The 11,041-nt window shown below is 70.3% G+C and carries 10 protein-coding genes; 8 read left to right on the plus strand and 2 right to left on the minus strand.

Features of this window, described 5'->3' with window-relative positions:
• Positions 1–211 precede the first annotated feature (211 nt).
• The 7 genes from rpoN to ligD all read left to right on the plus strand — a co-directional run bounded on the left by rpoN (position 212) and on the right by ligD (position 8,717).
• Positions 212–1,645, plus strand: a complete 1,434-nt coding sequence (gene rpoN / locus Q3A80_RS24990) for an RNA polymerase factor sigma-54 (protein ID WP_446331544.1) — start codon at positions 212–214, stop codon at positions 1,643–1,645.
• A 70-nt stretch (positions 1,646–1,715) separates the two neighbouring features.
• Positions 1,716–1,904, plus strand: coding sequence for a DUF3008 family protein (locus Q3A80_RS24995; RefSeq protein ID WP_038572123.1), 189 nt, complete (start codon positions 1,716–1,718; stop codon positions 1,902–1,904).
• Between the two features lie 46 nt (positions 1,905–1,950).
• Entirely contained in the window at positions 1,951–2,112 is a 162-nt protein-coding gene (locus Q3A80_RS25000; RefSeq protein WP_006398937.1) for a DUF1328 domain-containing protein, read from the plus strand.
• Entirely contained in the window at positions 2,109–2,495 is a 387-nt protein-coding gene (locus tag Q3A80_RS25005) for a DUF3022 domain-containing protein (protein WP_446331545.1), read from the plus strand. Before Q3A80_RS25000 ends, Q3A80_RS25005 begins: the two co-directional genes overlap by 4 nt.
• Before the next feature lie 61 nt (positions 2,496–2,556).
• Complete coding sequence (gene katE, locus Q3A80_RS25010) at positions 2,557–4,731, plus strand: catalase HPII (RefSeq protein ID WP_446331554.1); 2,175 nt, start codon at positions 2,557–2,559, stop codon at positions 4,729–4,731.
• A gap of 52 nt (positions 4,732–4,783) precedes the next feature.
• Positions 4,784–5,821, plus strand: a complete 1,038-nt coding sequence (ku, locus tag Q3A80_RS25015; protein ID WP_446331546.1) for a non-homologous end joining protein Ku — start codon at positions 4,784–4,786, stop codon at positions 5,819–5,821.
• A 34-nt stretch (positions 5,822–5,855) separates the two neighbouring features.
• Positions 5,856–8,717 (plus strand): DNA ligase D, encoded by a 2,862-nt coding sequence (ligD, locus tag Q3A80_RS25020; RefSeq protein ID WP_446331547.1) that lies wholly within the window; start codon positions 5,856–5,858, stop codon positions 8,715–8,717.
• Between the two features lie 5 nt (positions 8,718–8,722).
• On the opposite strand, the gene Q3A80_RS25025 is transcribed toward ligD, so the two are convergent.
• Both Q3A80_RS25025 and Q3A80_RS25030 read right to left on the minus strand, forming a co-directional pair.
• A complete protein-coding gene (locus Q3A80_RS25025) occupies positions 8,723–10,045 on the minus strand; it encodes a cation:proton antiporter (RefSeq protein ID WP_446331548.1) in 1,323 nt (440 codons plus the stop codon).
• 78 nt (positions 10,046–10,123) lie between these two features.
• Complete coding sequence (locus Q3A80_RS25030) at positions 10,124–10,480, minus strand: DUF3175 domain-containing protein (protein ID WP_446331549.1); 357 nt, start codon at positions 10,478–10,480, stop codon at positions 10,124–10,126.
• 140 nt (positions 10,481–10,620) lie between these two features.
• On the opposite strand from Q3A80_RS25030, the gene Q3A80_RS25035 reads away from it, so the two are divergent.
• Positions 10,621–11,041 (plus strand): hypothetical protein (locus tag Q3A80_RS25035; protein WP_446331550.1); only part of this gene is annotated, 421 nt, incomplete at its 3' end.

An 11,041-nucleotide genomic window follows, 5' to 3' on the forward strand; every position in this document is an offset into this window, starting at 1 on the left:
TCGTGACGGCGCGCGCCGCAGCGGCGCCGCCGGCTGCTGCGCGAATTCCGTGCCCCCTAACTTCCCGGCGCTTGTAAAAAAGCGGCTTCAATGGCTGCCCATATCGGGGACCGAACTCCGGAGAACCGCGCCCTACGGCGCTTCGGCGCGCTGGCACGGAAGCTGCATCGATTCCTGCATACGAATTCCGCACACTGTCAGGAGGGCATCGATGTCCGTCACGCTTGCGCTCCAGATGCGACAGCATCTGGCACTCACGCCGAGGCTTCAGCAGTCGCTTCGCCTGCTGCAGTTGTCTTCGCTCGAATTCCAGCAGGAATTGCGGCAGGCGCTCGACTCGAATCCATTTCTCGAAGATGGCCAGGGCGACGACGAAGTCGTCGCCGATGCGCCAGAGGCGACGCCCGAAGCAACGGCGCCCGAGCCGGCGCCGGAACCCGACGACGTCCGCCCGCCGGATGCCGACGTGTCGTACACGGCGGCGCCCGCGCCGCGCGGCGCGGGCCGTCAGGGCGAGGACGGCGGCGACCTGTCGCCCGGCGAATGGATGGCCGCCGAGCCGTCGCTGCACCAGCAGCTGCACGACGCGCTGCGTCTGTATCCGCTGAACCGGCGCGACCGCGAGGCCGCGCGTCTCGTGATCGACGCGCTCGACGACGACGGCTACCTGCGCCAGGAACTCGGCGAACTGCTGGCCGCCGCGGATCCCGCGCTGCTGCTGTCCGAGCAGGATCTGTCCGTCGCGCTGCGGCTCGTGCAGATGCTCGATCGTCCGGGCATCGCCGCGCGTTCGCTGTCCGAATGCCTGGGGCTGCAACTCGACGCGATCCCGGCCGGCACGCCGGCGCTCGCGGAAGCGAAGGTGATCGCGCGCGAACATCTCGAACGGCTCGCGCGCCGCGAGACGGCCGAGATCCAGCGGCGCGTCGGCTGCAGCCAGGCGACCATGCAGGCCGCGTGCGCGCTGGTGCGCGGGCTCGATCCGCGTCCGGGCAACCATTACGGCAGCACGCGCGGCGACTACGTCGTGCCCGACGTGATCGTGCGCCAGGTGCGCGACGAGTGGATCGTCACGATCAACCCGGCGGTGCTGCCGCGCGCGCGGCTGCACGAGCGCTATGCGACGCTGTTCGCGCAGTCGAGCGGCGAGCGCGATTCGCCGCTCGGCCAGCAGCTGCAGGAGGCGCGCTGGCTGATCCGCAACGTGCAGAAGCGCTTCGACACGATCCAGCGCGTCGGCGAATGCATCGTCGCGCGGCAGCGCGATTTCTTCCGCTACGGCGAGATCGCGATGAAGCCGCTGGTGCTGCGCGACATCGCCGAGGAACTCGACCTGCACGAATCGACGGTGTCGCGCGCGACGGGCAACAAGTACATGGCCACGCCGCACGGCACGTTCGAGTTCAAGCACTTTTTCCCGCGCAAGCTCGAGGCGGCCGGCAAGGGCGTGTGCTCGGCGTCCGCCGCGAAGGTGCTGATCCGCGACATGATCGCGAGCGAGCGGCACACCGATCCGCTGTCGGACGTCGCGCTCGCGCAGAATCTCGCGGGCCGCGGCATCCTTCTTGCGCGTCGTACCGTCACCAAGTATCGCCAGGCGATGAAGATCCCGCCGGCCGAACTGCGCCGGCGCGACGCCGCATGACGATACCGTTCGAACCGCGCGCGGCCCGCGAGCCGCGGTGCCCGCGCGCGTCACCGAAAGGAGGAAAGCCATGCCAGCCAAGTCCCAGGCACAGCAGCGCGCCGCGGGGGCCGCCCTGTCGGCCAAGCGCGGCGACACCAAAATGAAGGACCTGAAGCCGCCTTCGAAGTCGATGGCCAAATCGATGAGCGAGAAGGAGCTCGAAAAAATGGCTTCGACGCCGACCCACGGCAAACCCAGGCACAAGCACGATTCTTGATCGCCGGCGACGGGCGCCGACGGTCACCGTTCTCCAGGAGGAATTCATGCTTCGATACGCTCTCATCTTCTTCGTCATCGCGATCATCGCCGCCGTGTTCGGCTTCGGCGGCATTGCGGCCGGCGCGGCCGAAATCGCGAAGATCCTGTTCTACATCTTCGTCGTGATCTTCCTGGTCACGTTGCTGCTGGGAGTCGTGCGCCGATGACGGCCATGCCCGACCGTTCGCAGCGCATCGCCGAGCTCGAGGGGGCGCTCGCGAACGGCTTTCCGTCCGAGTCGACGGTCGTTTCCGATGCCGATGACGTGTCGGGCCGGCTGACGATTCACGTGTCGTGGGTGCGCGTGCCCGCCGAGGACAGCGCGCGTGCATGGCGCTGTGCGGTCGACATGCGGTTCGACCCCGACGTGCTCGAACGCTACGCGTCGCTCGGTGCAGCGGACCGGCTGCGCGTGCGCACCCAGCTGTGCGACCGCGCGCGGCGCGCGGTTGACGAGCAGAAGCCGCGCGTCGAGGATGCCGCGATCGAATGCAGCGTCGCGCTTGACGTGACGCATGCGGAGTTCGAGCGCGCATTGCGCGCGCCCTGACGCCGCAGTCGCCTGCGGCGACACCGGCGGGCCGTGGCTGCGCGCGCCGCCCGGCTCGTCCATTTTCCGCGCCGGCACGCGTGCGCGTCGCGATGCAGCCGCGCTTCACCGAACCGACAACGAGGACTCGCCGATGACGAATCCCCCTCAATCCGGCCAGCCGCCGTCCAATCCGCCGCAACCCGACAGCGCGAAGTCGCGCCAGCTCGACGAGAACCGGCTGCGGCCCGACGGCCAGGCACTGCGCACCAACCAGGGCGTGCGCATCGCCGACAACCAGAACACGCTGCGCGCCGGCGCGCGCGGTCCGTCGCTGCTCGAAGACTTCATCATGCGCGAGAAGATCACGCACTTCGATCACGAGCGGATTCCCGAACGCGTCGTGCATGCGCGCGGCTCGGCCGCGCACGGCGTGTTCCGCGTGTACGAGTCGATGGCCGCCTATACGAAGGCCGCGTTCCTGCAGGATCCGGCCGCCGAGACGCCGGTCTACGTGCGCTTTTCCACCGTGCAGGGCCCGCGCGGCTCGGCCGACACCGTGCGCGACGTGCGCGGCTTCGCGGTGAAGTTCTACACGGAAGAAGGCAACTACGATCTGGTCGGCAACAACATGCCGGTGTTCTTCATCCAGGACGCGATCAAGTTTCCCGACTTCGTGCACGCGGTGAAGCCCGAGGCGCCGAACGAGATGCCGACCGGCGCGTCCGCGCACGACACGTTCTGGGACTTCGTGTCGCTCGTGCCGGAGACCACCCACACCGTGCTGTGGCTGATGTCCGACCGTGCGCTGCCCGCGAGCTACCGCGCGATGGACGGCTTCGGCGTGCACACGTTCCGCTTCGTCAACGCGGCCGGCGCCGAGCATTTCGTCAAGTTCCACTGGCGGCCCGTGAGCGGCGCGTATTCGCTGCTGTGGGACGAGGCGCAGCGCATCGCCGGCCACGATCCCGACTTCAACCGGCGCGATCTGTGGATGGCGATCGAGCGCGGCGACTATCCGGAGTTCGAACTCGGCGTGCAGCTGATCGATCCGGCCGACGCGCGCAAGTTCGACTTCGACCTGCTCGACCCGACCAAGCTCGTGCCGGAAGAACTCGTGCCGGTGAAGCCGATCGGGCGCATGACGCTGAACCGCAACCCCGACAACTTCTTCGCGGAAACCGAGCAGGTCGCGTTTCATCCGGGGCACGTGGTGCCCGGCATCGACTTCACGAACGATCCGCTGCTGCAGGGGCGCCTGTTCTCGTACACCGACACGCAGCTGAGCCGGCTCGGCGGCCCGAACTTCCACGAGCTGCCGATCAACCGGCCGCTGTGCCCGTTCGCGAACAACCAGCGCGACGCGATGCACCGGCAGACGATCGCGGTCGGGCAGGCGTCGTACGAACCGAATTCATTGAACGGCGGCTGGCCGCGCGAGACGCCGCCCGCACCGTCGGGCGGCGGATTCGAGACCGTGCACGAGCCGCTCGAAGGCGACAAGGTGCGCGTGCGCAGCGAATCGTTCGCCGATCATTTCTCGCAGCCGGCGATGTTCTATCAGAGCATGACCGACATCGAGCAGCGGCATATCCGCGATGCGTACTGCTTCGAGCTCGGCAAGGTGACGAAGCCGGAGATCCGCGAGCGCGTGGTCAACGAGATCCTCGCGCGCTTCGATGCGGGGCTCGCCGCGCAGGTCGCCGAGCGGCTCGGGCTGCCGGCGCCGCAAACGGCCACGACGCCGGCCGTCAGGCAGCGCGCGCCGTCGCTGAGCCTGATCGGCCGGTCGAAGCCGGACGTCCGCTCGCGCAAGATCGCGCTGGTCGCGACGCCGGGCGTGAACCAGGCGCTCGTCGAGCAGGTGCGCAGTGCACTGACGGCAGCCGGCGCGGTGCTGACGATCGTCGCGCCGACGCTCGCGCCGATCGGCAGCCTCGTGCCGCAGGCGACGCTCGCCGGGATGCCGTCGGTGATGTTCGACGCGGTGTTCGTGTGCGGCGGCGACGGACACGATCTCACGCACAGCGCCGATGCGCGGCACTTCGTGCGCGAGGCGTTCAAGCACCTGAAGCCGATCGCGGCGGTCGGCTCGGGGCGCCAACTGTTGAGCGCCGCGCACCTGCCGGACCCGGCCGAAGGCGTGTGCGTCGGGCAAGCGGTCGATCTCGACGCGGTGCTCGGCGCGTTTTCCGGCGAGATCGGCCGGCATCGCGTGTGGGCGCGCGAGCAGCAGGCAGCCGAGCTGCCGGCCTAGCGCGGCCCGCCGCGTCGGGCGGCGGGCGCGTCCGCAGCAAAGGAGGACTGGCATGCCACCGCGGATGATATGGAAAGGCGCGATCAGCTTCGGGCTCGTTCACGTGCCGGTGCAGCTGTTCCCGGCGACGCGCACCGTCAAGCCGTCGTTCCGGATGCTCGACAAGCGCTCGATGGACCCGATCGGCTACCGGCAGATCAACAAGCGCACCGGCAAGGAGGTCGCGCGCGAGGACATCGTGCGCGGCTACGAGTACGAGAAGGAGCGCTACGTCGTGCTGACCGACGAGGAGATTCGCGCCGCGAACCCCGAGTCGACGCAGACCGTCGACATCCTGACGTTCGTCGACGAGGACGCGGTGTCGTTCCTGTATCTCGACACGCCGTACTACCTGGTGCCGGACCGCAAGGGCGAGAAGGTCTATGCGCTGTTGCGCGACGCGCTGAAGGACAGCGGCAAGATCGGCATCGCGCTCGTCGTGATGCGCGATCGGCAGCATCTCGGTGCGCTGATCCCGGTCGGGCCGATGCTCGCACTCGACACGTTGCGCTGGCAGGAGGAGCTGCGTCCGCTCGACGAGCTGCAGGTGCCGGCCGACGACGCGAAGCGCGCGGGCGTGACGGCGCGCGAACTCGGGATGGCGAGGAAGCTGATCGACGACATGTCCGGCAAATGGACGCCCGACGAGTATCACGACACGTTCCGCGACGACATCCTCGAACTCGTCGAGCGCAAGGTGCGCGCGGGCAAGATCGAGGAAATCGAGGAGCGCCCGCCGCAGACCGGCCGCGCGGCGACCAACGTGGTCGACCTGACCGAGCTGCTGAAGCGCAGCCTGAAGGGCGGTGCCGGCGCGCGGGCCGCGGATCTGCGCAACGAACGCAACGCGCGCAGCGAGGCGGAAGAGGACGAGGACACGGAATCCTCGTCTGCGTCGTCGCGCGGCGGCGCGCGTCGCAAGCCGGCCGCGAAGTCCGCGGCGAAGGGCGCGGCCGCGAGGACCGCGGCGAAGCGGCCGGCCGCGAAACGTGCGGGCGGCGGCGAGCATGCGGCGAAGAAGACCGCCGCGCGCCGCAAGCACGCAGCCTGAGCGCGGATGACGCCGCGCAACGCGAGGTGACACGATGGCCGGCAAGCTCGATCCGTATCGCCGCAAGCGCCACTTCGACGCGACGCCGGAGCCCGAAGGCGCGCACGGCCGGCGCCGCACGAAGGCGGCCGCGAAGCCCGAGGCGCGGCCGGCCGCGCGTACGGGACATCCGCTGCGCTTCGTGATCCAGGAACACCACGCGCGGCGGCTGCACTACGACTTCCGGCTCGAACTCGACGGCACGCTGAAATCGTGGGCCGTGCCGAAAGGGCCGAGCTTCGATCCGACAGTGAAGCGCCTCGCGGTGCACGTCGAGGACCATCCGCTCGAATACGCGTCGTTCGAAGGCGAGATTCCGGCCGGGCATTACGGCGCCGGCTCGGTCGTCGTGTGGGACGAAGGCACGTGGACGCCCGACGGCGGCCTCGCGCACGCGCGCGAAGGCTATCGGGCCGGCAAGCTGACATTCCGGCTCGACGGCCACAAGCTGCACGGCGGCTGGGCGCTCGTGCGCAGCGGCCGGCAGGAAGGGCGGCAGGAGCAGTGGCTGCTGATCAAGGAGCGCGACGACGCTGCGCGCAGCGCGGACGAATTCGACGTCGTCGGCGAGCGGCCGGGCAGCGTGCATGACGGTGCCGCGCCTTCGGCACGGGCGGACGCGGACGGCGGCTCGGCGCGCGCGCGCGGTGCGCGGCGCGGCCGGGGCGACCAGGCCGGCAAGGCCGCCAAGGCCGGCAAGGCCGATCCGGCTCGCAAACGCGGTACGCGCGCCGGGCGGCACGACGGCCACGATCACGCCGCCGATGCCGATGCCGACGCGAGCGCACCCGCCGAGCCGTCCGACGTCGACGGCGCGGTGCGCGCGCCGCTGCCCGAACGTGTCGCGCCGCAGCTCGCGACGCTCGTCGATGCGCCGCCGACGCAGGGCGGCTGGTGCTACGAACTGAAGTTCGACGGTTACCGGATGCTTGCGCGCATTGCGGGGAAGGGCACGCGGCGGCACGTCACGCTGATGACGCGCGAAGGCCGCGACTGGACCGCGAAGCTGCGCGCGCAGCGCGACGCGCTCGCGGCGCTCGACGTCGACGACGCATGGCTCGACGGCGAGGCCGTCGTGCTCGGACCGAACGGTCTGCCCGACTTCCAGGCGCTGCAGAACGCACTCGGCGCAGGGCGCTCGGACGAGGTCACGCTGTTCGTATTCGATCTGCCCTATCTCGACGGTTACGACCTGCGCGACGCGCCGCTCACCGCGCGCCGCGCGCTGCTCGAACCGCTTCTCGCCGACAGCGACCCCGCGCGGTTGCGCTTCTCGCCCGATCTCGGCGAAGACGTCGCGTCGCTGATCGCGAGCGCATGCGACACCGGGCTCGAAGGACTGATCGGCAAGCGCGCCGATTCGCGTTATCGCGCAGGCCGTTCGCCTGCGTGGATCAAGCTCAAGTGCCGGCGCCGTCAGGAGTTCGTGATCGGCGGCTATACCGAGCCGTCGGGCAGCCGCAGCGGCTTCGGCGCGCTGCTGCTCGGCGTGCACGAACCGGCGGGCAGCGGCAAGCGGTCGCGCGGGCCGGGGCCGCTGCGCTACGTCGGCCGTGTCGGCACGGGCTTCGATACGCGCATGCTCGACAAGCTCGCGCCGATCCTGCGCAAGCACGAGCGCGCGGCGACGCCGTTCGATCCGCCGCCGCGCGAGCGCTCGCGCACGCCGGTGCACTGGATCGAGCCGACGCTCGTCGCCGAATGCGAATTCGCGGAATGGACCGGCGACGGCATCGTGCGGCAGGCCGCATTCATCGCGCTGCGCGAAGACAAGCCCGCGTCGCAGATCGTGCGCGAAGTGCCGAAGCATACGGAAACGGAGATACCGATGGACCAGCGTCAGACCACGCATGACGGCAAGCGCAAGCACGCCGCGCGCACGACTCGCGACACGGACGACCGCAAGCCGCACGCGCGGTCGCGCACGTCGTCACGGGCCACGGCCGACGCGGGGAGCGACAGCAGCCCCGATCAGCTCGGCCGCGTGCGCATCACGCATCCGGATCGCGTGATCGATCCGCACAGCGGCACGCGCAAGATCGATCTCGCACGTTACTGGCAGTGGGTCGCGCCGTGGCTGCTGCGCGACCTGAAGGGCCGGCCGGTGTCGCTGGTGCGCGCACCGGGCGACATCACCGGCGAGCTGTTCTTCCAGAAGCACGCGGAGCGCCGCGAGATTCCGTTCGTCACGCAACACGAAGGGCTCGATCCGGGCCATGGTCCGCTGCTGTCGCTCGACAGCGTCGACGCGCTGCTCGGCGCCGCGCAGATGGGCACGATCGAGCTGCACACGTGGAACGCGCACGCGTCGAACATCGAGCGGCCGGACCGGATCGTGTTCGACCTCGATCCGGATCCCGCGCTGCCGTGGAGCACGATGATCGAGGCCGCGCAGCTCGTGCGCGGGCTGCTCGACGAGCTGGGCCTCGCATCGTTCTGCAAGACGAGCGGCGGCAAGGGGCTGCACGTCGTCGTGCCGATCACGCGGCACATGGGCTGGGACGACGTGAAGGACTTCTCGCGCGCGGTCGCGCAGCATGTGGCCGGTGCGCTGCCCGAGCGCTTCACCGCGACGATGGGGCCGCGTCACCGCCGCGGCAAGATCTTCATCGACTACCTGCGCAACGGCCGCGGCGCGAGCACGATCGCCGCATACTCGGTGCGCGCGCGGCCCGGGATGGGCGTGTCGGTGCCGCTGCGCTGGGACGAGGTGCCCGGCACGACGGGCGGCGACCAATGGACGATCGACACGCTGCACGAACGCCTCGACCGGCTGAAGCGCGATCCGTGGGAAGGCTATGACGACACGCGCCAGCGCATTACCGCGCAGATGCGCACGCGGCTTGGCCGCTCGTGACGCGTTCAGCGCCGGCGATGCTGCAGCCGGTAGTACCAGTCCATCAGCGGCGTCGCCGATACGCCGTGCGCGATCACCGACGCCGACACGACCGCCAGCACCGGCGCCGCGAGCGGGCGCACCGCGCTCGACGGCCCGTGTTCGAGCGCGAACAGCAGGTAGTAGAACGAACCGATCCCGCGTATCCCGAACCAGGCCATCAGCCGCCGCTGCGCGTGCGTCGCGCGCGAGCCGGTGAGCGTCAGCAGCACCGCCACCGGCCGCACGGCGACGAACAGCAGCACGGCCAGCGCGGCCGCGCCCCACGTGATGAGCGGCGCCGACAGCGTGGCGAGCACGCTGCCGATCATCGTCATCACGAGCGCTTCCGCGATCCGCTCGAGCTCGATCGTGAAATCGAGCACCGACTCGGCCATGAACGCGTGCACCTTCTCCGGATGCTTCTCGGTCGCGACCACGTCTTCCGAATCGATCCGGCCGATCACCTCGCGCGGCGGGCGATCGCCGCTCGCGCGGTGCTCGACGCGCCGCATCGCGACGCCGGCCGCGAACGTCGCGATGAAGCCGAACGTGTGCGCGAGCTGCGCAGCGCCGAACGACAGCACGATCAGTGCGAGCGCGAAGAAGCCTTCGAAGCCGAGCGCCTGCGCATAGCGGGTGCGCAGCCAGCCGATCGCCTTGGTGGTCGCCGCGCCGAGCGCACCGCCGATCGCGGCCGCGCCGACGATGCCCCACAGCGCGAACAGCGCGAACGTGCCCGACAACGCGGGCGGCCCGTGCGGCGTGTCGCGCGCGCCGCACAGTGCGAGGCCCGCGAGCGCAAACGGCAGCGCGATCCCGTCGTTCATCCCGCCTTCGCCGGACAGCGCGAAGCGCACGAGATCGCGGTCGCCGGGATCGTGCACCTGCACGTCGTGCGCGAGCACCGGGTCGGTCGGCGCGAGGATCGCCGCGATCAGCAGCGCGGGGCCCCAGCCGAGCCCGAGCGTCAGCACCGCGCAGCCGGCGAGCAGCGGCACGGTGACGATCATCGCGAGCAGGCCGAGCCGGCACGGCACGAGCCATAGTTTGTCGGACAGCGGCACGCGCAGCCGCAACCCGATCGCGAACAGCGACACCAGCAGCGCGACCTCGACGATCTCGCGCAGCAGCTGCGCATCGCGCTCGATGTCCAGATGGAGCAGCGCGGCACCGGACGGCCCGAGCGCGATGCCGAGCGCGAGATAGATCATCGCGCTGCTGCAGGGCAGGTGGCGCAGCGCGGACGTCGCGACGCCCATGCCCATCAGCACCACGCCGATGATGAGATACCACAGGGTTTCATGCATGCGTGAAGACGGAATGCGTGGAGCGAGTGGAGCAAGTGGAGCAGGAGGCGCACATGGACGGGCGAACGCCGCAGGCCGTCACGGCTTGCGGCCGAACGCCTCGCGCAGTTTCCGCTTCGCGCGTTCCAGCGTGGCGCGGCGCGTTTTCGGCAGGTTGCGGCCCGCGCGGTTCACGTAGAAGTTCAGCATCGACATCGCGGACTGGAACGGCGTCGCCTTGCGGCGGCGGCTGTGTTCGGCCGAGCGCTTCAGCGACGCGGCGATCTCGCCCGGATCGTCGGACTTGAAGATGTTCGGCTCGAGATCGAGGGCATCGCTTTTTTGCATCACGCCGGCAGACCAGCGCCTGCGGTGATGCGGATCGTTGCTGCGCGCGCGGCCGGGGCGGCGCGTCGCGCGTTTGCCGTGCGGATGGGAGGCGGTGGCGGAAGGCATGGGCGGCGGCTCCGTACGTGATCGGCAGGAATGGCCGTGGGGCCGCAAGCTCCGTGCCGCGCCCACTGACGGCACGCGGCTTGCTGAACCGTAAGCGTAGGAAATTCCACGACGGCGGTTCTATTGAGGGAGAACGCTCCATGAAGCCAGCATCCGAATCGAAATTCGCTGCGCACCGGATTCTCGCGTGCGCGGCCGTCGCGCTGATCGCGGCCGCACCGGCCGCATGGGCGCAGAACTCGCAGCGCCCGGGCGAGGGCACCGGCGCGCCGATCCTGTCGCCGCCCGATACGTCGGCGCAGGATACCGGCGGCGGCATGACGAACGGCAATACGGCTGCGCCGCCGCCCGCGACGCGCATGCAGGAGCCGCGCAGCACCCGGTCGCACCGGCACCCGCACGTGAAAACCAAGCCGGGCGGCCCGAACGGCGCCGGCACCGGCGGCAGCGGCAGCACGGGCGGCGGCGGTAGCGCGGGCAGTGGCGGTACCGGCGGCGGCAGCGCGGGCATGGGCGGGACCGGCGGCACCGGCGCGACCGGCACCGGCTCCGGTACCGCGA

This window comes from Burkholderia sp. SR8 (assembly GCF_052851275.1).